Genomic DNA, 26,086 nt, shown 5'->3' with positions numbered 1-26,086 from the left:
GCACCTTTTTTCAACTTGGAGACCGACGGCTCAAAAGCACAAGGGTCGTTCCCTTTTCTTCTGCCAATCTTGTGAGGTTTGCCACTAGGTCCTCGTCTGCCAGGAGTGCATCATCGTGGAGAACGAGTACATGCGGCTTTCTGAGAAAGGCACGGGCCAAACGCAACCTCACCCTGTCTGCTTCCGGCAAGTTGCGTGCAGTGTCAGGCACAGGACCGGTCTCAACACCGAACAAGCGCTCAAGACTGGCCAGCTCTGCTTCAGTCGCTCCGGTGCGAGCTCCCAGCGAGACCGCAGCGCGCTTTGTCTGATACGTCGGAAACCCGTTGAGCGGCGAGACCAGAGCTATGCCGCGCCAGAGGGTTTTTTGGTCCAGATCGGCGAACGCGATTCCATCCAGACATATTCTTTCCTGAGATGCGTCCAAAGTCAGTCCGCACAGGCTCAGCGCCAGGTGATTGAGGTCTTGTGCTTCTGCAAGCTGAAGCCTGGTCGTCACGCCAGCAGGAATTTGGGCTGAGAACACTTTGCCCGATGGAAGTTCCAGGGAGGTGATTTCAATCGATTCTCGCCAGTTGGGGGCAGCTTCGGTCCGGTCACCAAACGGGGCAAGGGGCTTCAGACTGAAAACGCCAGATAGTTTCGCACGCGCAACCCGGTTGGCCTCGAAATATTCAAGGCCTGCCGCTCCGGCTTCCAGCTGTGCCGACAGGAAGGCAAAGACGAGGAGAAAAAGCGCGATTGCGCCACCGTCGGCGCCACCTGACAGGGCAAACACGGCCACGGCACACGGAAACGTTGCCCGGCTGACCGCGCGCATCACGCCTGACCATGTGGCGCGGGCGGTGAGATGACGGCAGGCGTCAACACTCTTCTTGCTCAGCCTTTGCAGCACCGGCGTGAGCTTGCCGTGCATCAACAGAGGCAGGCGATCGGGCAACACCCGGCCAACAAGAAGAGCAATTCCACCCCGTTTTTTGCGCGCAAGCCTGATGCTCTGGCGGAGCGATGGCATAGCTGACAAGATGCCCAAGGCCCAAACCGCCAGGCCCACAGCCAGTGGCAGGATGAAGGTAGGTTCGGCCAACACAATCCAGGCAGCGATCGTCGCCAAGGTCGGTACCAGCGTCACAAGCGCAAGCAAGCCTCTGGAAAGCCACAGCTTGATCGCGCCGAGGTCGTTCACCATTCGGGTCAGTGACAGGCCGATGCCCGGAGACCTGCCGTCAAAGGGCAGCAACAGGACATGCCGCGCATACGCCATTCTCACGTCGTGGACATAAGACAGCGCAAACCGTTCAGCGGTGCGGCTCTGGATCACAAAGAGGCAAAGCGACACGCAGGTGGTTATCAAAAGCGCTGCCAATACCGGGATTCCAAAGGCGACCGGTTCACCGTTCAAGAGCGCGGCAGAGCTGGTTGACAGGGCAATGGCACCGAGCGTCTGGCCGCTGCCAACCGCAATCAACCCGGCGCAAACGATGCTTCGCCGGGCGTTCCACACAGGTGGAAGGCCCGGCGCCCGTTTCGGGAACGACATGTCACTGTGCCGCCGCAAGGTGCCCGGAAACGGCGTGTTCCATCATCCCCGGGATTGTGTTCGGGTTCTGCAGGTCCGCGAGCGAAAACGCGGGCACGTCCACATTCACAATGGCTTCGCGGACGGCGAGCGGTGACTGCATGACAGCCCCTGAAATGCCGAGAACCGGATAGCCAAGTCTTTCAAGGCTGTGAACGCCTGCGACTGCGCCAAGCGCGTCGCCGGCGGCAAAAAGGACGCCGTCGAACAGGGAGTGCATCAGGGGACTGGCGGCAACCTGTCGCGTCTCATCCTGAAAGAGACCGTCGGCGATTTCGACGACGGCGAGATCGCAGCCCGAGCGATGCAGGGTGCGCAGCAGGTTGCGCGTTGTGGCGACAATCGTGTCCAGCGGTGTTCCGAAGGTGGTCGCCAAACCGCCATCGGTGAAATCGAGGACTTGTGTGGCTCCTGAATCGTGCATGAGCCAGGGATCACCGCCGGCAGCCGTGCCGGTGACCTTGAGCGCACCGACCTTGTAGCCACTCCTTGCAAAACCGCGGACCAGCGCTGCGGCTGTTGCTGTCTTGCCGGCATTCATGGAGGTTCCGAATACCCCGAAGACTGCAGACGGCATCGCGCAGGCGATGGTTGGTAGCGCAAACTGCTTCAGGTTGATCGCTTCACCGTTCGACCGTGAGAGGATGCCTATCGGTTCAATGGCCGTCGGACCTGACAACCTGTCGTGCCAGGTCACGGCTTTTGCGGCGATCCCACCGGCCGCCACCATATGGCAGGGGTCGAGCGTTTCGGGCACATAGGCTTCATACTGGTCGGGTGCGTATCTGTTGCCGAATGCCAGCAGTATCTCATCCCCCTCATGGAGGACCGCCTTGCGGCCGTTCGGAAGCTCGATACGCTTGTGTGACCCGATGGACTGCACACGCGCCAGAACCAGGTCACCGGACTGTGGGTTTTGGGCGGTGACGTTAAGATGCGTGCATTCAGAAAGGTTTACGCGGCGCATTGCGTAAGAGCGCTTGGCGGAAATCAGACGGGTAGGGGCAATCGGTTCCATGATGTTTCTCTCAGTTCTTTGCACCGCACCAGCGCGGTCATGAGGGAAACGATCCGAACGACAAAATATTCCGTTCGCCCCGATTTTTGCGTGCCAGGGATCCCTGCCGCTGGCCTGCCTACATCAACCGTGAGAAGGAAACGCGCTTGGAATTCGGGTGATGTTTCGCTACTCAAGACGAAAGGCGAGGTGGGAAGCGATGCTGTCTCAGCGCAAACCTACCCGAAAGCCAGCCGGAACTAAGTAGGCTCAATGAAGTCGTCAGCGAGATTGGGGAAACCAAAGACGTTTCAAAGGACTGGAATAGTAGCTCACATGCTTGTGCTGAAGTTGGAGGAAAGCTAACGTCCGCCGCATTGAAAACGCGAACTTGTGTGAGTGCGTACGTCTGTATTTCACCGGAAAAATATGATCAGCAGTATTTTGAACGACAAAGACATCGGTTCGATCTCCGTCGTCGGGAACGGTCCCGTATCACAAGAAAATGCCGGGCACATCGATGAAGCAGATCTCGTCCTGAGGTTCAACAGGGCGCGGTCGTGTGGTGCTGCGGGCCGACGGGTCGATGTTTTGGCAATCAATCGTGCCCGCGTTTACATGTGCAAACGCATCAATCCCGTGGCGCTTCACCGCGCCCGGGAAGTCTGGGTCAACGATCGCGAGGAAAATGGCCGCGTCGACTGGCTGTTCGAAAAGGAATGCAAGCCCAGATATCTCGGTTTCGGTCCGATCGAAAGAGCGCGAAAGCAACTGCAGAAATATGCCGAGACAACCGATTTCGAGCCGACCACCGGCGCCTGCATTATCGCGGAATTGCTGGAAGCAGAGCCACAGGCACAACTTCGCCTTTTCGGTTTTACGCACCAGGGCATGCACACTCATGACCTGAATGCAGAAAAGAGCTGGGTCGATGACCTGGTGCGGGAAGGTAGAATTCAAAAATTCGATGCTTCGGGCGCACCAGCTCGACGTCCGCTTTCAGAAAAGGCGGCATATTATTTCCGGTTTGCCGAGAAAAATGTGAAACACTACATCGAAAACAAGATCCTTCATTCTGATCGCGAAACAAAAGACAGAATTTTCGGAAGATGATGTTTTGAATTCTCCGGGCGGGTGACCTGGATCGTTTTCTTCCCGACCAATCAAAAAAGAGAAGACGAACCGGAAAACCTGCGGCGGGCCGGCAAGAGTGCGGTAGCCATGGCGATCCTGCCCAAGTATATGCTGCACCACCTGTTTAAGAATACGAGCATGACGCGTAACCATTCAGGAGCCCTCGGAACCCGACACGGTATCAGCGCGACCTAAACCGACAGAGATCGAAGCAATGAAGACGATAGCGATTATTCCTGCAAGGGGCGGGTCCAAGGGACTGCCCGGAAAGAACATTAAGTCACTTGATGGACATCCTTTGATCGCATACCCGATATCCGCCGCCCGGCTGAGCGGCGTCTGTGACGAAGTACTCGTGACGACCGACTCTGAGGAAATTGCCGAACTTGCAAAATGTTACGGTGCCAAAGTCCCCTTCATCCGGCCGGCAGAATTGGCGCAAGACCTTTCGACGACCGAAGAAACGCTGCAACACGCGCTGGTAAGCTACGAAGCGCTCGTCAACGACACGTTTGACATTTGCGTCTTTCTGACGGCAACGGACATCTTCAGAAATCCTGCCTGGATCAAGCAGGCCGTCGACGCGCTCAAGGACAATCCGGACCTTGAAAGCGCATTTTCGGCACATGCGACACACAAGAACTACTGGATGAACGACGATGAAGTCGGCTTCCGCCGCCTTCAGGACTGGATGGCTTCCTATTCCTCACGACAGGTCCGCAAGAAGATCTACAGGGAGGACACCGGTCTGACCTGCGCAAGCAGGGCCCATCTTTGGCGCGGTGGACGCCGTATCGGTGACAAGGTGCTTCCGATCATCAACGATAGGACCGAAACGGGTTTGGACATTCACAACGAATTCGACTTTTTTCTCTGTGAACAGGCAATAGCCTGGCTGAAAGCCAATGACCCTACGAATGCTCCCCAAATTCTGAACCCCGACCACTGAGTTCGTCCCATTCCGGTTGCACTGAAGCTGGTCTCGTGGTTAACAACAGCGCCGCAACGCCCTTTTCAGCCCGGGGTTCGGGTGAAATCGAGTGCATGTGGTCTTCAGGCACTGGTGGCCGGCGCTGCAACTCGGTACCAAAGCGCACTAGAGCCCATTTGATGAAGGCTCGAGAATACAGAGCACGTAAATGAGCAATGCACCACTGGTGTCCATAATCATCAGGACCAAGAATGAAGAACGCTGGATCAGCGCCTGCCTCAAGAGCGTTTTCAGACAGGACTATCCGAATTTCGAGGTCATTCTGGTCGACAACAAATCAACAGACCGCACAGTTGCCAAAGCATCCAAGTATCCGATCAATCTCGTAGAAATCACGGATTTCAAGCCTGGGCTGGCGATCAATCTCGGGATCGAGGCCAGCAAGGGCGACATTCTGGTGTGCCTTTCCGGACATTGCGTACCGACCAACGAAGCATGGCTTACAAATCTTGTTGCGGATCTGGATGATCCGGACGTCGCGGGTGTTTACGGCCGCCAGCAACCGTTGTCGTTCAGTTCGCCATTCGACAAGCGCGACCTCATGATCGTCTTCGGGCTCGACAAGAAAACTCAGCTCAAAGACAGTTTCTTTCACAACGCCAACTCAGCGTTTCGCCGGAGTATCTGGGAGCGCTTTCCCTTCGACAATGATCTTTCCAATATCGAAGACCGCCTGTGGGGCAAGACCGTTATCGATGCGGGATTGAAGATCGTCTACGAACCGGAGGCTTCCGTTTATCATTATCACGGGATTCACCAGGATCTCGATGCCGACCGGGCACACAATGTCGTGCGGATAATGGAGCAGATCAGCGGAGCGGCGGATCTCGGCCGCCACGCCATGCACAAGTCCCAGGTTTTCGCCATCATACCCGTGCGGGGCAAATCGATTACTGGTGAAAACGGACCGCTGTTGAAATATGCGGTCATGCAGGCGCAGGCCTCCCCCTCGATCGACAAGGTCATCGTCAGCACCGATTGCGAGGAAACGGCGCAGCTTGCCAGAGATCTCGGAGCCGAGGTTCCGTTTCTTCGACCGGCTCATCTCAGCGACGACATCGTCGGTATCGGCGACGTGCTGCAATGGACCCTGGAAGAAGTCGAGCACTTGTATGGTGTGCCGGACCTTGTTGCTGTCTTGGGCGAAACGTATCCCTTCAGGCCCGATACGCTGCTCGAGGAAATGATTTCGCTTGCTCTGGACGAAGGATTTGATGCCGTGATCGCCGGACAGAGCGAAAGCCGGCATATCTGGTTCCGAGACCGGGACGGCCGGATTGAAGATACCAGCGAACCGGTTTCAACGCCCCGCAATCTGCGCGACAAGCATGCTCTGGTTGGACTGTTCGGGCTGGGATGCGTTACACACCCGATGAACATTCGCCTGGGAGAACCATTGTCGGGACGGCTCGGGATCGTTGAGGTGAATGACCCACTGTCACGTATCGAAATTCGTGACCAAAAGACCATGCAGTTGACCGAGCAAATGCTCCTGAACTGGCGCAGCGCAAATGGTAGCGAGAAGCCCAAATCATGAATAGAACCAACATTCGAGTCGGCCTCCTGGGCTGCGGGCGAGTTGCGCAACACTACGTTAAGATCCTGACCGGTGATCCGGGGGTGAGCGGGCTTGAAATTGTCGGATGTGCTGACGCTCGAAGCCAGGCTGCAAGCGCGACCGCGCGTGCGCTCAATTCGACCGCCTATTCGTCGCTGGACGAATTGATCGGTGAAGCGAGGCCGGATCTGGTTCTGGTGCTCACACCAAGCGGTGATCACGCGGTGCACGCCCGGACAGCTCTTGAAAAGGGTTGCCACGTCGTCTCGGAAAAACCCATCACCTTGCTTCCTGACGATGCCTACGAACTCGCCGAACTGGCCACCTCGATGGGGCGCATGTATGGCTGCATTTTTCAGAACCGCTACAACCCCGCGGTCAGGAAGCTGAAAGAAACATTCGTCGAAGGCCGTTTCGGCCGCATCATCTCGGCCTGCATTCGCCTTCGCTGGTGCCGTGAGCAAGCCTATTACGAAGATGACTGGCATGGCACCTGGGCTATGGATGGCGGTGTTATCAATCAGCAGGCGATCCATCACGTGGATGCCCTAAACTGGATTTGCGGGCCGGTCGAACGTGTTTCCGCAGCCATGGCAAACCGCATGAACGAGCTTGAAGCCGAAGACACCATGGTCGCCGCAATCCAGTTCGCCAACGGCGCACTCGGCACGATTGAGGCGACCACCGCTGCCCGACCGAGAGACTTCGAAGCGTCTCTCTCCATCGTCGGCGAAAAGGGTACGGCGCAGATCGGCGGCATTGCACTCAATGAGATTGATGTCTGGGAATTCATTGAGAGCAGGCCTTCTGACGAGAATGTCTTTGAAGAATTCAGCCAAGCGGTCCCAACCGGCTACGGCTTGAGCCATGGCCCGATGCTCCAGGATATCGTGGACAGCTTGCGGACCGGCAATCTAGAGCCACCGGTGCCCGCACATGACGCGGTTCGTAGCGTCCAGCTTGTGCACGCGCTTTACAAAAGCATTGAAGCCGGAACCTGGGTCAATATCGACGACAAACCCCTTTCCTCGCGACTCGGCGTTCGCACACCCACCGTAAACGGAGACACTCATGGCCATTGAAAACAAAGCCCCCGGAAAAGATGTCTCGAGCGAAGACCTCGCGACGAAGTTTCCACTGGCCGCGAAGAAATCAGCGGACCATTTTTCGACGTTCGAAATTGCTGGTGCGCAGTTTGGTGGCGACCATATTCCGGTGTTTGCCGGCCCCAATATGGTCGAAAACGAAGACATGATTGTAGAAACGGCCCTTGCGGTGAAGGCTCGCGGCGCTCAGTTCCTGCGCGGCGGCGCCTTTAAGCCGCTTACCTTTCCCTATCGGTCTGCCAAGTACACCGAAACCCGGGAAGACGGCATTGCGTGGCTGGGGACGGCGAAGAAAGAGGCCGGAATCGGGATCATTACCGAGATCATGGAAGAGCGTTACCTCGACCTTGTGTGCGAGGTTGCGGACATTCTTCAGATCGGCTCTCGCAACATGCAGAACTTTCCTTTGATCACCGCCGCAGCCAAAACCGGCAAACCGCTCATGATCAAACGTCATTTCGGCTGCTCGCTGCGGGACTGGCTCGGCGCGGTGGAATATGCGCTCGTGGAAGGAAACGAGAAGGTAATCTTGTGTGAGCGCGGCGTGACCGTCCCGCACACACACAAGGACTCCTCGCGTTTTCTGCTCGATCTTCAAGTCGTTCCGGCCGCGAAAGACATCACCCACCTGCCAGTTGCCGTCGACCCAAGTCATGCGACTTTCTGGAGAGACTGGGTCAAGCCGATGTCTTTGGCGTCGGTGGCCTGTGGAGCCGATGCCATTATGCTTGAAGTGCATCCGGACCCCGAAAACTCGGCGGTCGACCCTCTCCAGCCGATCAACTTCGACGCTTTTGACGACGTGATGCAGTCCATGGAAGGTGTCGCGCGTGTCGTGAACAGGACCATGGGAAGAAGTCTTTCCTGATCTGCGACGAAAACGGGGACCAGCTTGAACCTGCTCACGTCTCTTTCCGGATCTGGGCGGAATGGTTTCAATGAGGCGGGAAACCTTTACCTCAGACTGGCCTCGCGCTCGAACATCTGGCGCGGGCCGGTCGAAAACGAAAATGACGGATGCGTCGGCCGTCGCCAAAAAATGCTCAAGGACCTGGTGCTATGAAGATTGCTGAATTCCTGGAGAACGAACCTGGTCTTGATGCCGGCAAGAGATATGCGGGAATTATCGGACTTTCCCCTTCAAAAGGTGCGCGCTCACCCTTGCTTTGGAACGCTGCGTTTCAAGCATTCGACCGCGCGGAACGCATGGTCCCGATGGATGTCCTTTCGGAAAACCTGGAGAAGCTTCTTGAGTATCTCGCCGCCGATACGGATTTCATCGGTGGTGCGGTTGCCGTGCCCTACAAGGAAGATATTGCGACCTGGCTGGGTGCGGAACGTCTGACGCCACAAGCCCAGAAGATTGGCGCGGTAAACTGTCTGTTTCGCAACGAGGCTGGAATTCTTTGCGGCACGAATACGGATGGTGAAGCTGCTCTGACTGAAGTCTGCACCGCCATACCTGACCTCAGTGGCGTGAAGGTCTTGCTGCTCGGTCCGGGCGGCGCCGGAAAAGCCGTTGCGGCGTATCTGGCCGACGCCGGCGCATCCCTGACCATTGTTTCCAGAACACCTGAAATCGTGCAGGACTTTTGCAACAAGATAAGCGCGAGTATCATCTCATATGACCAGATTAAGCCAGCGATCGCCGACAGCGCCTTGATCGTGAACTGCACACCGGTCGGTTTTGCCAACGGCGTCAAGGACGCAAGTCCATTGGACGCTTCCGATCTGGATCAGGCCAATTCCGATGTGCTCGTCTATGACATTGTTTACGATCCGCTTCAGACACCACTGCTGGAAATGGCAGAAAGCCGGGGACTGGCCGCCAAGAACGGATTGAACATGAACTTCCTGCAAGCCGTCCACGGTTTCTCCAAGGCATCCGGGCTTCCAGACCTGGAGCGGATATCAGGCATCATGAAAGGTGCCGTCTAAATTTCCCAAGTCCCCGCACTAGCCGCAGCCTGCGGGAACGCTCAGATGCGACGCGGCGTTGAAGCGTTAGCGTAAGGCCTTCCAGCCAGCAGATGGGTCGCCCTTGGCGTGCTGTTCCTCGGTCCTGCTGAACACGACCGACGTGACCCATTTGTGCCAGATTTGCTTATGGGTCCGGACCCTGGTCTCAAGTTTTGGAAATTGTCGGGCTCGGTTGCATTTTCGAATCCATCTCGGATTGCGAGGCGCTTTTTTCTCTGCGGAAGTTTTTTTATTTTGTCATATGGCGGGCTGTCCAAGGCACTTCGCACACAAAAAAATAGACACTGAGTGTTGAGCTCAAGTCGAATTTGATTGATTCCGCAATCGTTTGACTGAGAATTTATTTCCGATAGATTTCTAGATATTCTCTAAAGCCTGCAAATTTCTTGAATGGGAACTTTGGATAAGGCAATATCCAAAGAATAAACCTAAAATACAACTATAAATTTATTATGGGCAATGCAGCGCGCTTTCCAGTTCGTTTCCAACCGGCCTGCTGATATCGGGGGAGGGCGATGTCCGAAAAGAAGTCTTTTGCAATCGTCCTGATCAAACCGTCGCACTATGACGACGACGGCTACGTCATTCAGTGGTTGAACAACACGATCCCGTCCAACTCACTGGCATCGGTATACGGTCTCATTCGCGATGCCGCAGAGGCTGAGGTGCTCGGGAAGGGCGTTTCAGTTGACCTGGTCGCCCATGACGAAACCAACACGATCCTGAACGTCGAAAAGATCATTGCCCGCATCAAGGCGGCGGACAACGGTTTTGTCGGGCTGGTGGGTGTTCAGTCGAACCAGTTTCCGAGAGCGCTGGACCTGACGCGTCAATTCCGGGCGGCCGACGTGCCAGTGGTGATTGGAGGATTTCACGCAGCCGGATGCCTGGCGATGCTGCCGGAAACGCCTCCGGAGATCGTTGAAGCCCAGGAGCTGGGCGCGACGATTTATGCCGGCGAGGCCGAAGGGCGGATGGGCGAGCTGTTGTGCGATATCTGGAACAACGAACAGAAGCCGCTCTACAACTTCATGCACGACATGCCGGACATGTCGGGTGCTTCCTTGCCCTACCTGCCGAGCCAGAACATCCAGGGAACCGCCGGGCACTACACAAGCTTCGATTCAGGGCGCGGTTGCCCGTTTCAGTGTTCCTTCTGCACGATTATCAATGTTCAGGGCCGAAAGTCGCGCTACCGCTCGCCCGACGACATTGAGGCGATCATTCGCCAGAACCACGCGCAGGGCATCAAGCGTTTCTTCATCACCGACGACAATTTCGCACGCAACAAGAACTGGAAGTCGATCCTGGAACGGCTGGCCTATCTGCGGGAAAAGGAAAAGCTGCGCTTCAAATTCATCATCCAGGTCGACACATTGTGCCACCGGTTGGAAGGGTTCATAGAACTTGCCGCGCGGGCCGGATGCAACCGGGTTTTCATCGGGCTTGAAAACATCGATCCAGATGCGCTGATGGCAGCCAAGAAACGCCAGAACAAGATCTGGGAATACCGCAAGATGCTGCAGGCCTGGAAGGATGTCGGCGTCGTCACCTATGCGGGATACATCCTCGGATTTCCGGACGATACGCCGGAAAAGATCCACCGCAATATCGAAATCATCAAGAACGAATTGCCGCTGGACCTGATCGAGTTTTTCTTCCTGACGCCGCTGCCCGGTTCCGAAGATCACCAGAAGCTCGCTGCAAAGGGCGTGTGGATGGATCCGGACATGAACAAATACGATCTCAATCACCGGGTTTCGAACCACCCAGTGATGAGCGATGCGGAATGGGAGAAGGTTTATCTCGATTGCTGGAAACAGTTCTATTCACCAGAACACGTGGAAACAGTGCTTCGGCGCGGCGTCGCGCGCGGCTTGAAAACGCACCAGCTGATGTTGGGATTGGGCGCTTTCTACGGTTCCATCTTCATCGAAAAGGTTCATCCGCTGGAAGCGGGCGTGGTTCGGCGCAAGGCAAGGCGCCACCGCCGCCACGGCATGAAGATCGAACACCCTCTTGTGTTCTATCCGCGCCGGATGCTGGAACACGTTGTCAGCGTCTCGTCGTGGTTGATGCTCTACCTCAAATTTTCCCGTATCCACCGGAAGGTTCTGAAGGATCCGGATCGCTTCAACTATTCTGATCTTGCACTGGCGCCGATCGCCGAGGACGCAGAAAACGACCTCGACTTGATCAGGGTCTTCGAGGAGGCAATCCCGAACACTTATGGTGCACCTGTCTTGAAACCGCAGAAGGCCGAACCGGAAAAGGTACAGGCGCGCTCCCGCTAACCGACGATGAGCTGCTTGAGCTGAAGCGATTCGTATTCGAGTTCCTTCAGCCGGTAGTTCACCACGTCTCCGATCGTCACGATGCCCAGGATAGTGTCATTTTCGATAACGGGCATGTGACGGAAGCGACCGTCCGTCATCTTGCGCAAGACCGAAATCAGCGCATCATCGGGCGCGCAAACCTCCACGTTGGTGGTCATGATGTCCTCGACCTTTTGCCCGAGGGTCTGACCTGGCGTTTCGGCAAGCCTGCGGACGATATCTCTTTCCGAAAGGATGCCCTGAAGTTTGCCTTCCGCGTCCTTTACCAGAACCGCGCCGATCCGCTTCTCCTTGAGAAGCTCGACGGCCTCATGCAGGCTGTTCTGCGGGCGCACCGCAAACACGTCCTTACCTTTCGTGTCCAGAATCTTCCGGACCGTTGCAGTCTCGTTCGACGTGTTCGATTTGGAAGACTGACTGTGGGTCGTGGCTTGCATCTTGTCTTTGCGGCTGGGGGCCTGATAAGAGCTTGGCATGATCCTGAATTCCCTGCTGAGTGTCCACACGTTGAGTGATCACTCAGCTTAACCGAAATCTGGCGGCTTAAGGAACTCTCCAATTTGGCCGATTTTATTCTCAGCCCTTTGGTGGCAACGGCCTTTTTCGTCCTGGCGTGTTTTGCCGGGTATCAGTATCGCCGCGTCTGGGTAAAGGAGGGGCCGCGCTGGCAGCTCTGGCTGTTCGGCGTCATTGCAGGACTTTGCCTGGCTCTGGTCGCGTTCATTCCGGTCGCGTCGTCACCGTAACGGTGGCTCAAGCTTCCTTTTCGGCGAGCATTTTGCGCGCTCTCGGGCAATTGAGTCGGTCACGCAAAGGACTGTTCGGATCGATTTCCTTGTTGCAAACCAGGCAATGATCGGCATCGGCAATCGCGTTCAGGCCGCCGCAGCTGCCCTTGATGGTCCGGCCTGAAAAAATCACGCCAAGCGCCATGCCGAAAATGACGATCAGGAGCAGCCCAAATGCCAATACGAAGGTAAGCACGCTATCCGGTCCGTTTATCAGGCCTGAAGCGCGTCGAAGCGCTTGCTGGTTGAAGACACAAAACCAATATCGTTCGTATCCGCCTTGCGATCAATAAACAGGACCGCAAGATCACGCTGATTTGCGATCTCAAGCCCGCGTTTCGTCCCAAGGACCAATAGTGCGGTGGACCAGGCATCCGCCAGCATCGCGTTTTCCGCAAGAACCGTGACGGACGCTGTCCGGTGGGTGATCGGCCGACCGGTTTGCGCATCAATGATATGCGAGAATCGGTTGCCGTCCTGCTCGAAGTAGTTGCGATAGTCGCCCGAGGTCGCCATACCGAGATCGGAAACGCTGGCAACCTGATAGGCTGTGCGGGTGATCGCGTCCGGCGTTTCAATGCCGATCTGCCAGTTAACGCTGTCAGCGTTTCGGCCGGAGACATAGATATCGCCGCCGATTTCGACCATGAAGTCGTCGATCCCGAACGAACGGACCACTGCGGCAACCTGGTCGACGCCATATCCCTTGCCAATGGAGGGCAGATAGATCTGCGTGTCGGGGCTGCTCTTGCGGATCTGCGTTCCGCTCACCTTCAGTCCGTCGGTCTGACCGGCGCGTTCAACGGCAGACGCAAGTGCGGCAGTGTCGGGTTCTGTGCGATGGAGAGCGGTCTTTGCGCCGAAGCCCCAGGTTTCGATCACCGGGCCAAGGGTGATGTCGAACTGCCCGTCGCTCGCCTGATTGATCTCCTTGGATACGCGGATCACCTGGGCAAGACCTTCAGAAACGGTCATTGGATCGGTGGACCGCAAGGCATTGAAGCGCGAGACTTCAGACTGGGTATCCCAGTTGGACATCTGTGCGTTGACGCTCAGGAGACTTTTGTCGATGGCCTTTTGGAGAGCCGCCTTGTCGACGTTGCGATCATGATCGAGGGCTGTCACCGAATACCCGGTGCCCATCGTGGATCCCGACAGCTCCAGAATATCAGATCCACCCTTACAGGCAGCCAAGGTAAGCGACATCACGATGAAGCTGCGCCGGGAAAGTTTCATGTTTGTTGCCACGGTAACCGTCTCCGAGTAGATCTAGAGCGACGTACGTCGTGCCGCGCTTTTCATTCGTTTCGAGAACCAATTCAACAAAAAAATTTCGTCGAAGGGAAGAATAGAGCTTTTTACCGGAGCAAAAACGTAGCATATGGCGGGCTGTCGAACTCTGGAGGCCAGATGCGTGCAAAGCTTTAAGCTCAAAAAAGGTCTTGATCTGCCCGTGCTGGGGGCGCCTGTTCAAGAGATCAGCGACGAGCGTGCCATCCGCACCGTTGCGGTTTTGGCTGATGACTATGTGGGCCTGAAGCCGCGTCTGGTCGTGCAGGAAGGCGATGTCGTGGGCGCCGGCGCGCCGGTCTTTTTCCACAAGGACACGCCGCAGGTGATGGTCACGTCACCGGTTTCCGGCCGCGTTACGGCGATCAACAGGGGTGCCCGGCGCGTCCTGGTGAGTGTCGAGATCGAAGTCGACGCAGATGTGGCTCCCCCGGTTGATTTTTCGAGCACGGGTGATGTTGCGACGGTCGACGGTCTGGTCGAGCGTTTGTGTGCCTCGGGGCTCTGGACGTCGTTCCGCACACGTCCTTATTCCAAGGTGCCCGATCCGGCCACACGGCCGGTTGCCCTCTTCGTAACGGCCACGGACACCGAGCCGCTGACCGCGGATCCGGCAGTTGTCATTGCAGACAGTGCCGACGCTTTCGAAACGGGATTGAAGGCGATCGCAAGCCTGAGCGAAGGCAAAACCTATCTTTGCACGAAGTCGGGCGACGCTATTCCCGGCCGTGACATCGACAAGATCGAAACCGCAGAGTTCTCCGGCCCGCATCCGGCCGGTTTGGCGGGCACGCATATCCATTTCCTGGAGGCGCCAAGCGCTGAAAAAACCATCTGGACGATCGGATACCAGGACGTGATCGCGATCGGTCGTCTTGTCGAGAAGGGACAAATCGATTCAAGGCGGGTCATTGCGCTGTGTGGTCCGCTCTGCACCAATCCGAGGCTGATCAGGACCGTGGACGGTGCTTCCATGGCGGAACTGGCTGCAGGCGAAACAGCAGGCGATGTGCCCGTGCGTCTGATTTCAGGTTCCATCCTGAGCGGCCGTCTGGGTGAAGGCAGCAGCGCCTATCTCGGGCGGTATGCGCGCCAGATCACCCTGATCAAGGAGGATCGCGAGCAGATACCCATGGGATGGATCCTCCCAATGCCGTCCAAATATGCCTTCCAGCCGGTTCTCGGGTCAGCCTTTTCCAAAAAACTTTTTGCGCTCACGTCAAACCTGAATGGCGGGCGCCGGGCCATGGTGCCGATAGGCACCTTCGAAGAGCTTATGCCGCAGGACTTTTTGCCAACTCAGCTGTTGCGTGCGTTGCTCGTAATGGATACGGATCAGGCTCAGGCACTTGGTGCCCTGGAGCTGGACGAAGAAGACCTGGGGCTGGTGGGGTTTGCCTGCCCTGCAAAATATGAATACGGCATGGCGCTTCGCGACTGCCTTACGAAAATCGAGAAGGAGGGCTAGGCCTTGGGTCTGCGCAGCTTCTTTGACCGCGTCGAGCCTTATTTTGCGAAGGGCGGCAAATACGAGAAACTCTTTCCCGTCTACGAGATGGTGGAGAGCTTCCTTTACACACCGAAGACGGTGACGACCGCCGCCCCGCACGCGCGCTCCTACATCGATATGAAGCGGATCATGACCTATGTGGTCATCGCGACGATCCCGTGCATTCTCGTCGGCCTCTACAATGTCGGTTTCCAGGTCAATTCCGCGATCGCCACCTATGGTGCGTCGGGCTGGCGGGCCTGGATCATCGAAGCGCTCGGCATCGGGTTCAATCCTGCAAATCCCTTCGCCAACGTCATGCACGGCCTCATGTACTTCCTGCCGATCTACATCACGACGCTCGTTGTCGGCGGCATCTGGGAAGTGATCTTTGCGACCGTGCGCGGTCACGAGGTGAACGAAGGTTTCCTCGTCACATCAATGCTCTACGCCCTGATCCTACCGGCCTCTGCACCTCTTTGGCAGGTAGCGCTCGGCATCTCCTTTGGGGTCGTGATTGGCAAGGAAGTGTTTGGCGGCACCGGCAAGAACTTCCTGAATCCTGCGCTTACCGGCCGCGCGTTCTTGTATTTCGCCTACCCGGCGCAAATGTCGGGCGATACGATCTGGACGCCCGTGGACGGCTTTTCCGGAGCCACTGCGCTGTCGATCACCGCGTCTGAAGGTTATCAGGATCTGGCTGCAAACGGTATCAGCTGGATGGAAGCGTTCTTCGGCACCATTCAGGGCAGCATCGGCGAAACCTCGGCGCTTGCCTGTCTGATCGGTCTGGCCTTCCTGCTGATCACCAAGATCGCCAACTGGCGGCTCGTGGTCGGCTGTCTTGCGGGAACAATCTTCTTCTCGACCCTGCTCAATCTCATCGGATCCGATACCAACCCGATGTTCGCGATGCCCTGGTACTGGCATCTGGTGCTCGGCGGGTACGCTTTCGGTCTTGCCTTCATGGTCACCGAGCCCGTTTCGGCCTCCCATACCAATCTGGGTCGATATATTTACGGTGCCTTGATCGGCTTCATGGTGGTGATGATACGTGTCATCAATCCGGCGTTTCCTGAAGGCATGATGTTGGCCATACTGTTCGGGAACGTGTTTGCGCCGCTCATCGACTATTTCGTGGTACAGGCAAACATCAAACGCAGGGCGAAACGAAATGCCTGAGCAAAACGGACAAAACGAACCCCAAAAGGGTCTCATCCGGCGGTTCCTGGACCTGCCTACCGATTCCGTGCCCAAGACGCTGTTCGTCGCCGTATCGCTTTGCCTGGTCGCGTCGATGGTCGTTTCGGCTGCAGCCGTTTCATTGCGTCCCATCCAGCAGGTCAACGCCCTTCGGGACAAGCAGATCAATATTCTGCAGGTCGCGGGACGCTATGACCCGCAGGCCAATGTCACCGAAGCGTTCTCGGTCTTCGAGCCGCATGTTCTTGAACTGGCGACCGGCGAGTTCGCCGATCAGTTCGACGCCGCCACCTTCGATGACCTGGCAGCGGCCTCCGACCCGGAAACCTCGATCGCGTTGCAGGACGATCCGGCCTCCATCGGGCGCCAGTCGAAGTTTGTCACCATCTACCTGCTGCGAAACGACGACGGCAGCCTGGACAAGGTCATTCTGCCGCTCCACGGCTACGGGCTCTGGTCGACGCTTTACGGGTTCATTTCGCTTGAAGCAAACGGCAACGACATCTACGGGCTTCAGTTCTATCAGCACGCGGAGACGCCAGGTCTCGGGGCCGAAGTCGACAATCCGCGCTGGAAGGCGCTCTGGCAGGGCAAGAAGCTGGCAGATGACAGCGGAAACCTGCTGATTACCGTTGCCAAGACAGCCCCGCCGCAAGGCGAAGAATATCATGTGGACGCGCTGGCAGGTGCGACGCTGACGTCTGTTGGCGTTGATAACCTGGTGCGTTTCTGGATGGGCGAGGCGGGCTATGCTCCCTTCCTGGCCAAACTGCAAGCTGGAGAGATCTGATGGCGCAGACCAAGAGACAGATGCTGATCGATCCCCTGGTCGACAACAATCCCATCACACTGCAGGTCCTGGGCATCTGTTCCGCCCTGGCCGTGACATCGTCGCTGCAGGTCTCTTTCGTGATGGCCATTGCGGTGACCCTGGTGACCGGCTTCTCATCGATGTTCATTTCGATGTTGCGCAATCATATTCCCGGCTCGATCCGGATCATCGTGCAAATGGTGATCATTGCATCCCTCGTGATCATCGTGGACCAGGTTCTGAAGGCTTATGCCTATGAAATTTCAAAGACGCTGTCGGTCTTTGTCGGCCTGATCATCACCAACTGCATCGTGATGGGCCGGGCAGAGGCATTTGCGATGAAAAACCCACCGGTGGCGTCCTTCATCGACGGTGTCGGCAACGGTCTTGGATACGGTCTGATCCTGATGCTTGTCGGCTTCATCCGGGAACTCTTCGGTGCCGGCAGCCTCTTCGGGATCAACATCTTGCAAACCGTAAACAACGGTGGCTGGTACGTCCCCAACGGCATGCTGCTGCTGCCGCCCTCCGCGTTCTTCATCATCGGGTTGCTGATCTGGGCGTTCCGGACCTGGAAGCCGGAGCAGGTCGAAGAGCCTGAATACAAGATCCAGGTGGTGGACGCGCACTGATGGAACAACTGGTCTCTCTTGCCGTTAAGGCAATTTTTGTCGAAAACCTGGCGCTGTCCTTTTTCCTCGGCATGTGCACCTTCATCGCCGTGTCGAAAAAGATCTCGACCGCGATCGGGCTCGGGATTTCGGTGATGATCGTTCAGGCGATCACGGTTCCCGCCAACAACATCATTCTCAACTATCTGCTTGCGCCTGGCGCACTCGCCTGGGCTGGTTTCGGCGATGTCGACCTGACCTTCCTCGGACTGATTTCCTACATCGGCGTGATCGCCGCGCTTGTGCAGATCCTGGAGATGGTTCTCGATAAGTATTTCCCGCCGCTTTACAACGCGCTCGGCGTGTTCCTGCCTCTGATCACGGTGAATTGCGCCATTCTCGGCGGCTCGCTGTTCATGGTTGAGAGGGACTACGATTTTTCAGAATCGGTCACCTACGGCGTTGCCTCCGGCTTCGGATGGGCGCTGGCAATCACCGCAATGGCGGGGGTCCGGGAAAAGCTCAAATACTCCGATATCCCTGAGGGCCTGCAGGGCCTGGGCATCACCTTCATTACCGCCGGACTGATGGCGCTCGCCTTCATGTCTTTCAGCGGCGTCAAACTGTAACGGAGGCGCCTCGTGGCGACATTCGGACTAGGCATTCTGCTGTTCACGCTGATCGTGCTTGGGCTTGTCACGATCATTCTCGGCGCGCGGTCGAGGCTGGTGTCGACGGGCAATGTCAATATCAGCATCAACGGCGAGAAAACCATCTCCGTGCCGGCTGGCGGAAAGCTCTTGCAAACGCTGGCCGAACAGAAACTGTTTGTCCCCTCCGCTTGTGGCGGCGGCGGCACCTGTGCCCAGTGCCGGGTGAAGATCCATTCCGGCGGCGGCTCGATCCTGCCGACCGAAGAAAGCCACATCACCAAGCGTGAAGCTGCTTGCGGAGACCGTCTGTCCTGTCAGGTGGCGGTCAAGCAGGACATGGTGATCGAAGTTCCCGAGGAGGTCTTCGGCGTCAAGAAGTGGGAATGCACGGTCCGCTCAAACGAAAACGTGGCGACATTCATCAAGGCTCTCGTCCTGGAACTTCCGGAGGGCGAGGACGTCAATTTCCGGGCCGGCGGCTATATCCAGATCGAAGCACCGCAGCACCAGCTGAAATACACCGACTTTGATGTAGAGGACGAATACCGCGAGGACTGGGACCGCTTCAATCTGTGGCAATACGAGTCCGTGGTGGACGAGCCTCTCGAGCGTGCCTATTCCATGGCCAACTATCCGGAGGAAAAGGGCATCATCATGCTCAACGTCCGCGTGGCGTCTCCTCCTCCAGGATCGGACGGCATTCCGCCCGGCAAGATGTCGAGCTATATCTTCAACCTGAAGCCGGGCGACAAGGTCACCATCTCGGGCCCGTTCGGCGAGTTCTTCGCACGCGATACCGAAAAGGAAATGGTGTTTATCGGCGGCGGTGCCGGCATGGCGCCGATGCGCAGCCATATTTTCGACCAGCTCAAGCGCCTCAAGTCGAAGCGCAAGATCAGCTTCTGGTATGGTGCGCGCTCGAAACGCGAAATGTTTTTCGTTGAAGATTTCGACCAGCTTGCAGCCGAGAACGAGAACTTCGAATGGCATGTTGCGCTGTCAGACGCTCTGCCTGAAGACGACTGGACGGGCTACACCGGGTTCATTCACAACGTTCTTTTCGAAGAATACCTGAAGAACCATCCGGCGCCCGAGGACTGCGAGTTCTACATGTGCGGACCACCGATCATGAACCAGTCGGTGATCAACATGCTGCTTGAACTGGGCGTCGACCGCGAAGACATCATGCTGGATGACTTCGGCGGCTAGAAAATGAAACGGGCGGCCGCTCTGTTTGACGGCCGCCGCGTTCAACTCCTGCGAATGACTGGCCTAGCTCGGACCGATCATCTTTTCCGGGCGCACGTGCGTATCGAATTCTTCCTCGGTGACATAGCCCAACTTCAGAGCTTCCTCCCGCAACGACGTGCCGTTCTTGTGCGCAGTCTTGGCGATTTCCGTCGCCTTGTCGTATCCGATCGCCGGTGCCAATGCAGTGACGAGCATCAGCGAACGCTCCATCAGGTCGGTGATGTTGTCTTCGTTCGCCTTGATGCCGGCTACGCAGCGGTCCGTGAAACTGACGGAGGCGTCTGCCAGCAACCGGATCGATTGCAGCATCGTATAGGCCATGACGGGCTTGTAGACATTCAGCTCGAAATGTCCCTGGCTGCCGGCGAAAGAGATTGTGGTCTCGTTGCCGAACACCTGCGCGCAGACCATCGTCATTGCTTCGCACTGGGTCGGGTTGACCTTGCCGGGCATGATCGAGGAGCCGGGCTCGTTTTCAGGAAGCGAAAGCTCGCCTAGACCTGAGCGCGGCCCCGATCCCAGAAGGCGAATGTCGTTCGCGATCTTGAAAAGAGATGCTGCCACCGTGTTGAGTGCACCATGCGCATAGACATAGGCATCGTGCGCAGCAAGCGCTTCGAACTTGTTTGGTGCCGTGCGGAAGGGCAGGCCGGTGATCTTTGCAACTTCAGCAGCAAACTTTTCCGCAAAGCCCTTTTTCGTGTTGAGCCCTGTCCCGACGGCGGTGCCACCTTGTGCAAGATCGTATAGATCGTCAGAGGCTTCTTTGACGCGGCGAATTCCGTTTTCGACCTGGGCTGCATAGCCGCCAAATTCCTGGCCGAGCGTTAGCGGCGTTGCATCCTGGGTATGTGTGCGCCCGATCTTGACGATGTCCGCCCATTCGACCGACTTCGCTTTCAGCGCTGAGTGGAGATGGGCGAGGGCGGGGAGGAGGCTCTGATGGATTTCCTGCGCTGCCGCGATATGCATTGCCGTCGGGAACGTATCGTTGGACGACTGGCTCATATTGCAATGGTCATTGGGGTGAACCGGCGTTTTGCTGCCGATCTCGCCGTCGAGAATTTCGATCGCCCGGTTTGAGACAACTTCGTTGGCGTTCATGTTCGACTGAGTGCCGGAACCGGTCTGCCAGACCACGAGCGGGAAATTGTCATCGAACTTTCCGGCCGCCACCTCACCGGCCGCCTGGTCGATCGCATCCGCCAGCTCGGGCGCGAGCTTTCCCTGGTCCTTGTTGACCCTGGCAGCAGCCTGCTTGATCACGCCGAGCGCATGAACAAGCGGTCGCGGCATTGTCTCGCCCCCGATCGGAAAGTTGATCAGCGACCGGGCGGTCTGGGCGCCGTAGTATTTGTCGCCTGGAATATCCAGAGCACCGAAAGAGTCACTTTCCTTGCGGCTGGACTTTGACATGATCACCTCGTGAGCGTGTGGGTTGTGCAATGTAAACGGGCAGAGCGCCTGAGCACGTCCGTTATACTATTTGCTTCATGATGATTGGAAGGCGGGGCGATCAGCCTCCGGGAAACGTCATATGATGGGCCGCGCGGAAGGCTACCCTGATGCGGAATAATCAGAGTTCCAAGCCGGCACTCAGGACGGTGTCAGTGATAGCACTTTCGCCGGGACATTTTGCCGATGCCCGGGTTGAGCGAGTTGGTGGGGTCGCAGTCCCGGTAAAAGTTCGCCAGATCCGGTTTGGCCTCATAGAGATGGCCGACATTGTGTTCAGCCGGGTACTCCGCACCACGGGCATCGAGGATCTTGAGCATTTTCTGCTTTAGCGCCTTGGGATCCTTGCCTTTTTTCACGATGTAATCCTGGTGGAGGACGTGGCAGAAGAAATGGCCGTAGTAGAGTTTATGGATCAGGCTGTCTTCGATTTCCGCAGGCAGTTCCTCAAACCAGTCCCGGTCATCACGGCGAAGGGCGATGTCCAGCGCGAGAATGTCCTCCGCCTCGTTGGAGTGGACAGCGTGGTACCGGACGGCTGCGCCCGCGGCGGCGAAGCGATGAAGGCCGGCGATCTTTCCTTCACGTGGCGTACAGGCAAACCAGTCGCCTTCTTCGGTCTTGAAAAACTCCGACAGGAAGTTTTCCGCTTCCGCGACACCACCGTCGCGCATCTTCAAGATGAGATGGTGCTCGTATTTGCCGCGGAACGCTTCCATCCGCTCGGGCAAAACGTTGGGCCAGATCCGGCTGAGAAGTTGCATGAACCGGTCGGTGAGGCTTGACGGCAGTATCGGAACTTTTGAGAGCCTGGCGTCGACCCATCCCTTGAGCGCGAAGATGCCGGGCAACCAGTCCGTACCGAGTTTGTCGATCAGGACAAGGGTATCTTTGCCGTAGTGTTTCGAGATGTCATACACCTCGGCATGCATGTATTCGCCGGACACCGGCAAATGGTCGAACTTGGCGAGGATGTGGCGGCGCAGCCGGGTCAGAACCTGCGTGTCGTTTGTGCCGAGGTAAAAGACCTTCTCTGCTTCCGGCTTTGGATAGGTATCCAATCTGGCGGCAAATACGGCCAGCTTGCCCGCGCAGCCCGAAGACTCATGGAGGCGCCGCTTGTCGGCGTTGAATCGGGCCGGGCTCGGTTCGTCGATTTCCCTGACCCGAATGCGATATTCCGTGTCGGATGCTTTTAGGTTCGTATCCTCTACGTCCGCGTCGGAATATTCGCCTTTCTCCAGGCGCGTCAGGATCGTTTCCGGGTCATCACCAAGGGCAATGCCGATATTGTTGACCAGTTCGAGCCGTCCGTCGTCGGTGATCCGGGCAAAAACCGACAACTCGGTATAGGACGGGCCGCGTTCCACCAACGAGCCGCCCGAATTGTTGCAGACCCCTCCGATGATCGATGCTCCGATACAGGAAGACCCGATGACCGAATGAGGCTCGCGTTCGAGGGGCGCCATCAATTTTTCCAGCGAGAAAAGGGTCGCCCCCGGAAAGCTGACAATCTGCCGGCCCTCGTTCAGAAGCTGGATCTTGTCCATTCGCTTGGTACTGATGACGACGGCGTCGCGATCATACTCGCCGTTGGGTGTTGAACCCTCGGTCAGACCCGTGTTGGCGGCCTGCATGATGATGATCTTGTCGGCCTCGACACAGGCTTTCAGAACGTGCCACTGCTCGAGCAGGGTACCCGGCTGGACAACGGCGAGCGCGGTGCCTTCACCCGATCGGAAACCCTTGCAGAACCGTTCCATGGACCGCGGGTTGGTGATGACGTGCCGCTTGCCGACGATCCTGGCAAGCGTGTCGACCAGTTGTTTGTTGTTTGCTGTCTCGGCGGCGCCGGGCATTCAAGTGTCCCCGTTCAAACTTGAGCGTTGGCGATACACCACGGGCCAGTGTCGCCGTGAATTGTTGCAGTCGAGCTGCTTGATGGGAGATCCAGTTTTCCCATCGCGTGCTGTTTCAGTTTCAAAGCTAGCGATTAACGGCAATACAGACGACACACAATCAGCAATGATGCGGAAAAGCACTCAGCAATACTGCGCAAAGACATCGAGCAACGCAAATTTTGACCCGCGCAATTCGGCAGCTCCGACATCCGTTCAGCGCCGAGTTCGACCTCAAAAGTGTTTCCGCATTCAGCTAATTTGTGATCAGTTGCGTAAAGAAAAAACTTTGCGCGCGTTATGTTATGACCCATTTTAGGGTCAGTGTCTGGTGCCATGTGCACGGCACAATCGTTAAGTCCTGACGAAACGAGATCGGCTGATGGCAGAGCGCAAGATCCGGAACATGGAAGAATTCGCCGAAATCAGCGGCATCTCCCGTCCGACGCTGTCGAAATATTTCAACGATCCGGACAGCGTACGCACTTCCACGAGAACGAAAATCGAGCAAGCCCTCGAGCAATACGATTTTCGCCCGAACATCTATGCAATGAACCAGAACAGGAAGATGACCAAGACGATCGGCGTCGTCGTTCCTTATCTGGCGGACCCGTTCTTTGCTGAAATTGCGCGCAACCTTGAACGTCAATGCCTTGATGCGGGGTACTCGCCGATCCTTTTCAGTTCGCATGGCGAACAGAAACTTGAAAACGACATTCTGGACAGCCTGCGCTCTCAAAAACCTGCCGGTGTCCTGTTCGGGCCGCTTGGCCGGGCATCCGACCGCGGTGCGGTTGAAAAGTTCTGCCGCGAGGTTCCGACGGTTTTCTTTGACGCCAATATCGAGGGTGTTGGAGAAGCTTTCATCGGTTCGGACAATTTTCAGTCGGTTCCCCTGATTGTCGACTACCTGTGCCGCTCCGGGGAGCCGCCGTGTTTCTTTGAAATGCAGCCGGTCAACCCGAATGCCAACAAGCGCAGAAAGGCTTTCAAGCAGGCGATGGACCGCCTGGGACACGAGCCGGTCGTCATTCGTGCCGACGGTGACGGCTGGGGTTTTGAGGAAGTCGGATACAAAGAAGGCCTCAAGCTGATCGAAAAGCGTCAATTTCCGTCGAGCACGGTGTTGTGCAGCAACGACCGCCTCGCCATTGGGCTGCTGGCAGCATGTTTCGAGAAGGGACTAAGGGTTGGCCTGGGCTCGGGCTGTGCCATGCGTGTTGCCGGGCATGACGATCATCCGTTTTCCCGCTTTACCTGTCCGCCTTTGACGACGGTTGCCCAGGACTACAGGGCCATCACATCGAAGAGCGTCGAGACGCTGTTTCAGCTGATTGAAAGCGGGCGCGATGGTGCCGAAAAAAGCGAGACGCTGTTTGAAGGCAAGTTGGTGATGCGCGAGTCAGCATGATTTAAATTTTACGCGCGTAAAAAAACATATTGACACGAACTAAATATTTTTCTAATCATGAACCAGACATTCGATCAGGGAGGATGAGAATGTTCGATAAGATTTCACCCCGTGCGGTGCCCGCACCTGACTTGACCAGGTGCCGCGATATGGCTGACCAAGCGCCCGTCATCGCGACCGATTGCTCTCGCGCCTTCATCCGGAAAAAGTTTTTGACGGTGTTCGAAACGAACGCCTCAGGTTTGTAGGGAGCCCTCCCTGACTTGAAGAGGGCGGGCGTGTCCCGCTCTCCCTTTTTCCGGAAAACCCGCAACTGTTTATTCAGTCAAAAATGTAGGTGTGCCGATGGCTACCCAGCATTCCCGTTCTGCGGCGCGTTTCATGATGGCGCCAGCTGTTATCCTGTTATTGGGCTGGATGCTTATCCCGCTGACGATGACGCTTTACTTCTCCTTCAAGAGATATCTTCCGCTCAGAGGCGGTGATCTTGGCTGGGTGGGGTTTGAGAACTACGCGCGTTTTGTGTCCTCAAGCGCGTTCTGGCCGAGCATTCAAACCACGCTTGTGATTGTCGGCGGTGTTCTTCTGATCACGATCATCCTTGGGGTGCTGTTGTCGATCCTGCTCGATCAGCCCATGTGGGGACAGGGGATTGTCCGCATTCTGGTGATCGCCCCCTTCTTCGTCATGCCGACCGTCTCCGCCCTGGTGTGGAAGAACATGTTCATGGACCCGGTCAACGGTCTTCTGGCCCATTTGTGGAAGGCCTTCGGGGCCCAGCCGGTCGAGTGGCTCAGCGATGCCTCGTTGATGTCGATCATCATCATCGTCTCCTGGCAGTGGCTGCCCTTTGCCACCCTCATTCTCTTGACCGCCATCCAGTCGCTCGACAGCGAGCAGCTGGAAGCAGCCGAGATGGACGGTGCGCCGCCCCTGTCGCGCTTCGCCTTCATCATCCTGCCGCACCTGTCGCGCGCCATCACCATCGTCGTTTTGATCCAGACGATCTTCCTGCTGGCGATCTTCGCGGAGATCTTCGTCACCACCGGCGGTTCCTTCGGAACCCGCACCCTGACCTACCTGATCTTCCAGCGTGTCCTGGAAAGCCAGAATGTCGGTCTCGGCTCGGCCGGCGGCGTCTACGCAATCATTCTCGCCAACATCGTTGCCATCTTCCTGATGCGCATCGTCGGCAAGAACCTGGACACTTGAGGAGGGACCCCAAATGGCCCGTGCTGTCACACCCCGCCGCAAGACCATCAACACCCTTGCCGCCTGGGCAATCGGTCTCCTGATCTTCTTCCCGATCCTGTGGACCATCCTGACCAGCTTCAAGACAGAAGCCCAGGCGATCAACGATCCGCCCCTGTTCCTGTTCTTCGACTGGACAATTGAGAACTATGCCGTTGTCCAGGAGCGCTCCGACTACATGCGCTACCTGTGGAACTCGGTCATCATCGCCGGCGGCTCCACCGTCATCGGCCTTCTGATCGGCATCCCGGCCGCATGGTCCATGGCCTTCGTGCCCTCAAAGCGCACCAAGGA

The 26,086-nt window shown here is 57.0% G+C and carries 23 protein-coding genes and 1 pseudogene; 17 read left to right on the top strand and 7 right to left on the bottom strand.

Annotated elements, in window-relative coordinates:
* Positions 1 to 10 precede the first annotated feature (10 nt).
* Both RBB47_RS29620 and RBB47_RS29615 read right to left on the bottom strand, forming a co-directional pair.
* A complete protein-coding gene (locus RBB47_RS29620; protein WP_305989539.1) occupies positions 11 to 1,540 on the bottom strand; it encodes a hypothetical protein in 1,530 nt (509 codons plus the stop codon).
* A gap of 1 nt (position 1,541) precedes the next feature.
* Positions 1,542 to 2,597, bottom strand: coding sequence for a hypothetical protein (locus tag RBB47_RS29615; RefSeq protein ID WP_305989538.1), 1,056 nt, complete (start codon positions 2,595 to 2,597; stop codon positions 1,542 to 1,544).
* Positions 2,598 to 3,005: 408 nt separating this feature from the next.
* Between RBB47_RS29615 and RBB47_RS29610 the strand changes: the two genes are divergently transcribed.
* The 7 genes from RBB47_RS29610 to RBB47_RS29580 all read left to right on the top strand — a co-directional run bounded on the left by RBB47_RS29610 (position 3,006) and on the right by RBB47_RS29580 (position 11,639).
* Entirely contained in the window at positions 3,006 to 3,689 is a 684-nt protein-coding gene (locus RBB47_RS29610) for a hypothetical protein (protein ID WP_305989537.1), read from the top strand.
* A gap of 235 nt (positions 3,690 to 3,924) precedes the next feature.
* Positions 3,925 to 4,659 (top strand): cytidylyltransferase domain-containing protein, encoded by a 735-nt coding sequence (locus tag RBB47_RS29605; protein WP_305989536.1) that lies wholly within the window; start codon positions 3,925 to 3,927, stop codon positions 4,657 to 4,659.
* A gap of 190 nt (positions 4,660 to 4,849) precedes the next feature.
* Positions 4,850 to 6,238: a glycosyltransferase gene (locus RBB47_RS29600; RefSeq protein ID WP_305989535.1), complete on the top strand. Its 1,389-nt coding sequence runs from the start codon at positions 4,850 to 4,852 to the stop codon at positions 6,236 to 6,238.
* Positions 6,235 to 7,341 carry a Gfo/Idh/MocA family protein gene (locus RBB47_RS29595; RefSeq protein ID WP_305989534.1) on the top strand — a complete coding sequence of 369 codons (1,107 nt, stop codon included), beginning with the start codon at positions 6,235 to 6,237 and terminating at the stop codon, positions 7,339 to 7,341. Before RBB47_RS29600 ends, RBB47_RS29595 begins: the two co-directional genes overlap by 4 nt.
* Positions 7,331 to 8,233, top strand: a complete 903-nt coding sequence (gene aroF / locus RBB47_RS29590; RefSeq protein WP_305989533.1) for a 3-deoxy-7-phosphoheptulonate synthase — start codon at positions 7,331 to 7,333, stop codon at positions 8,231 to 8,233. The genes RBB47_RS29595 and aroF overlap by 11 nt, the downstream gene beginning before the upstream one ends.
* 191 nt (positions 8,234 to 8,424) lie before the next feature.
* Positions 8,425 to 9,303 carry a shikimate dehydrogenase gene (locus tag RBB47_RS29585; protein ID WP_305989532.1) on the top strand — a complete coding sequence of 293 codons (879 nt, stop codon included), beginning with the start codon at positions 8,425 to 8,427 and terminating at the stop codon, positions 9,301 to 9,303.
* Between the two features lie 557 nt (positions 9,304 to 9,860).
* Entirely contained in the window at positions 9,861 to 11,639 is a 1,779-nt protein-coding gene (locus tag RBB47_RS29580; RefSeq protein WP_305989531.1) for a radical SAM protein, read from the top strand.
* On the opposite strand, the gene RBB47_RS29575 is transcribed toward RBB47_RS29580, so the two are convergent.
* Positions 11,636 to 12,157, bottom strand: coding sequence for a CBS domain-containing protein (locus RBB47_RS29575; RefSeq protein ID WP_305989530.1), 522 nt, complete (start codon positions 12,155 to 12,157; stop codon positions 11,636 to 11,638). The two genes, RBB47_RS29580 and RBB47_RS29575, sit on opposite strands and share 4 nt — an antisense overlap.
* A gap of 84 nt (positions 12,158 to 12,241) precedes the next feature.
* On the opposite strand from RBB47_RS29575, the gene RBB47_RS29570 reads away from it, so the two are divergent.
* Positions 12,242 to 12,427 carry a hypothetical protein gene (locus RBB47_RS29570; protein WP_305989529.1) on the top strand — a complete coding sequence of 62 codons (186 nt, stop codon included), beginning with the start codon at positions 12,242 to 12,244 and terminating at the stop codon, positions 12,425 to 12,427.
* A gap of 7 nt (positions 12,428 to 12,434) precedes the next feature.
* On the opposite strand, the gene nqrM is transcribed toward RBB47_RS29570, so the two are convergent.
* A complete protein-coding gene (nqrM, locus tag RBB47_RS29565; protein WP_305989528.1) occupies positions 12,435 to 12,665 on the bottom strand; it encodes a (Na+)-NQR maturation NqrM in 231 nt (76 codons plus the stop codon).
* 17 nt (positions 12,666 to 12,682) lie between these two features.
* Entirely contained in the window at positions 12,683 to 13,705 is a 1,023-nt protein-coding gene (locus tag RBB47_RS29560; protein ID WP_305989527.1) for an FAD:protein FMN transferase, read from the bottom strand.
* Positions 13,706 to 13,883: 178 nt separating this feature from the next.
* Here RBB47_RS29560 and RBB47_RS29555 point away from each other — a divergent pair, with 178 nt between their 5' ends.
* Genes RBB47_RS29555 through nqrF form a run of 6 tightly spaced genes read left to right on the top strand, consistent with a single transcriptional unit; the run spans position 13,884 to position 19,735 of the window.
* Positions 13,884 to 15,227, top strand: coding sequence for a Na(+)-translocating NADH-quinone reductase subunit A (locus RBB47_RS29555; protein ID WP_305989526.1), 1,344 nt, complete (start codon positions 13,884 to 13,886; stop codon positions 15,225 to 15,227).
* A gap of 3 nt (positions 15,228 to 15,230) precedes the next feature.
* Positions 15,231 to 16,430 carry an NADH:ubiquinone reductase (Na(+)-transporting) subunit B gene (locus tag RBB47_RS29550; protein ID WP_305989525.1) on the top strand — a complete coding sequence of 400 codons (1,200 nt, stop codon included), beginning with the start codon at positions 15,231 to 15,233 and terminating at the stop codon, positions 16,428 to 16,430.
* Complete coding sequence (locus tag RBB47_RS29545) at positions 16,423 to 17,241, top strand: Na(+)-translocating NADH-quinone reductase subunit C (RefSeq protein ID WP_305989524.1); 819 nt, start codon at positions 16,423 to 16,425, stop codon at positions 17,239 to 17,241. Before RBB47_RS29550 ends, RBB47_RS29545 begins: the two co-directional genes overlap by 8 nt.
* On the top strand, positions 17,241 to 17,894 hold the full coding sequence (locus RBB47_RS29540) for an NADH:ubiquinone reductase (Na(+)-transporting) subunit D (RefSeq protein ID WP_305989523.1): 654 nt from the start codon (positions 17,241 to 17,243) through the stop codon (positions 17,892 to 17,894). Before RBB47_RS29545 ends, RBB47_RS29540 begins: the two co-directional genes overlap by 1 nt.
* On the top strand, positions 17,894 to 18,502 hold the full coding sequence (nqrE, locus tag RBB47_RS29535) for an NADH:ubiquinone reductase (Na(+)-transporting) subunit E (protein WP_305989522.1): 609 nt from the start codon (positions 17,894 to 17,896) through the stop codon (positions 18,500 to 18,502). The genes RBB47_RS29540 and nqrE overlap by 1 nt, the downstream gene beginning before the upstream one ends.
* Positions 18,503 to 18,514: 12 nt before the next feature.
* Positions 18,515 to 19,735 carry an NADH:ubiquinone reductase (Na(+)-transporting) subunit F gene (gene nqrF / locus RBB47_RS29530; protein WP_305989521.1) on the top strand — a complete coding sequence of 407 codons (1,221 nt, stop codon included), beginning with the start codon at positions 18,515 to 18,517 and terminating at the stop codon, positions 19,733 to 19,735.
* Between the two features lie 63 nt (positions 19,736 to 19,798).
* Here the strand turns inward: nqrF and fumC are convergent, their stop codons facing one another.
* Positions 19,799 to 21,193, bottom strand: coding sequence for a class II fumarate hydratase (fumC, locus tag RBB47_RS29525; RefSeq protein WP_305989520.1), 1,395 nt, complete (start codon positions 21,191 to 21,193; stop codon positions 19,799 to 19,801).
* Positions 21,194 to 21,384: 191 nt separating this feature from the next.
* Entirely contained in the window at positions 21,385 to 23,091 is a 1,707-nt protein-coding gene (gene dld, locus RBB47_RS29520; protein ID WP_305989519.1) for a D-lactate dehydrogenase, read from the bottom strand.
* A gap of 421 nt (positions 23,092 to 23,512) precedes the next feature.
* On the opposite strand from dld, the gene RBB47_RS29515 reads away from it, so the two are divergent.
* From RBB47_RS29515 to RBB47_RS29505, 3 genes and pseudogenes are all read left to right on the top strand, one after another.
* Positions 23,513 to 24,541: a LacI family DNA-binding transcriptional regulator gene (locus RBB47_RS29515; RefSeq protein WP_305989518.1), complete on the top strand. Its 1,029-nt coding sequence runs from the start codon at positions 23,513 to 23,515 to the stop codon at positions 24,539 to 24,541.
* 345 nt (positions 24,542 to 24,886) lie between these two features.
* Positions 24,887 to 25,753, top strand: coding sequence for a carbohydrate ABC transporter permease (locus tag RBB47_RS29510; RefSeq protein WP_305989517.1), 867 nt, complete (start codon positions 24,887 to 24,889; stop codon positions 25,751 to 25,753).
* A 13-nt stretch (positions 25,754 to 25,766) separates the two neighbouring features.
* A pseudogene (locus tag RBB47_RS29505) lies at positions 25,767 to 26,086 on the top strand (carbohydrate ABC transporter permease); the annotation flags it as partial.

This window comes from Roseibium sp. MMSF_3544 (assembly GCF_030732845.1).
Classification (GTDB): domain Bacteria; phylum Pseudomonadota; class Alphaproteobacteria; order Rhizobiales; family Stappiaceae; genus Roseibium.
This window is presented reverse-complemented; position numbering and strand designations above follow the sequence as displayed.

Excerpts from the sequence above, each read along its gene's own strand:
- RBB47_RS29620 (WP_305989539.1), bottom strand. The coding sequence starts at position 1,540 with ATGTCGTTCCCGAAACGGGCGCCGGGCCTTCCACCTGTGTGGAACGCC.
- RBB47_RS29615 (WP_305989538.1), bottom strand. The coding sequence starts at position 2,597 with ATGGAACCGATTGCCCCTACCCGTCTGATTTCCGCCAAGCGCTCTTAC.
- RBB47_RS29610 (WP_305989537.1), top strand. The coding sequence starts at position 3,006 with ATGATCAGCAGTATTTTGAACGACAAAGACATCGGTTCGATCTCCGTC.
- RBB47_RS29605 (WP_305989536.1), top strand. The coding sequence starts at position 3,925 with ATGAAGACGATAGCGATTATTCCTGCAAGGGGCGGGTCCAAGGGACTG.
- RBB47_RS29600 (WP_305989535.1), top strand. The coding sequence starts at position 4,850 with ATGAGCAATGCACCACTGGTGTCCATAATCATCAGGACCAAGAATGAA.
- RBB47_RS29595 (WP_305989534.1), top strand. The coding sequence starts at position 6,235 with ATGAATAGAACCAACATTCGAGTCGGCCTCCTGGGCTGCGGGCGAGTT.
- aroF (WP_305989533.1), top strand. The coding sequence starts at position 7,331 with ATGGCCATTGAAAACAAAGCCCCCGGAAAAGATGTCTCGAGCGAAGAC.
- RBB47_RS29585 (WP_305989532.1), top strand. The coding sequence starts at position 8,425 with ATGAAGATTGCTGAATTCCTGGAGAACGAACCTGGTCTTGATGCCGGC.
- RBB47_RS29580 (WP_305989531.1), top strand. The coding sequence starts at position 9,861 with ATGTCCGAAAAGAAGTCTTTTGCAATCGTCCTGATCAAACCGTCGCAC.
- RBB47_RS29575 (WP_305989530.1), bottom strand. The coding sequence starts at position 12,157 with ATGCCAAGCTCTTATCAGGCCCCCAGCCGCAAAGACAAGATGCAAGCC.
- RBB47_RS29560 (WP_305989527.1), bottom strand. The coding sequence starts at position 13,705 with ATGAAACTTTCCCGGCGCAGCTTCATCGTGATGTCGCTTACCTTGGCT.
- RBB47_RS29545 (WP_305989524.1), top strand. The coding sequence starts at position 16,423 with ATGCCTGAGCAAAACGGACAAAACGAACCCCAAAAGGGTCTCATCCGG.
- RBB47_RS29540 (WP_305989523.1), top strand. The coding sequence starts at position 17,241 with ATGGCGCAGACCAAGAGACAGATGCTGATCGATCCCCTGGTCGACAAC.
- nqrE (WP_305989522.1), top strand. The coding sequence starts at position 17,894 with ATGGAACAACTGGTCTCTCTTGCCGTTAAGGCAATTTTTGTCGAAAAC.
- fumC (WP_305989520.1), bottom strand. The coding sequence starts at position 21,193 with ATGTCAAAGTCCAGCCGCAAGGAAAGTGACTCTTTCGGTGCTCTGGAT.
- dld (WP_305989519.1), bottom strand. The coding sequence starts at position 23,091 with ATGCCCGGCGCCGCCGAGACAGCAAACAACAAACAACTGGTCGACACG.
- RBB47_RS29515 (WP_305989518.1), top strand. The coding sequence starts at position 23,513 with ATGGCAGAGCGCAAGATCCGGAACATGGAAGAATTCGCCGAAATCAGC.
- RBB47_RS29510 (WP_305989517.1), top strand. The coding sequence starts at position 24,887 with ATGGCTACCCAGCATTCCCGTTCTGCGGCGCGTTTCATGATGGCGCCA.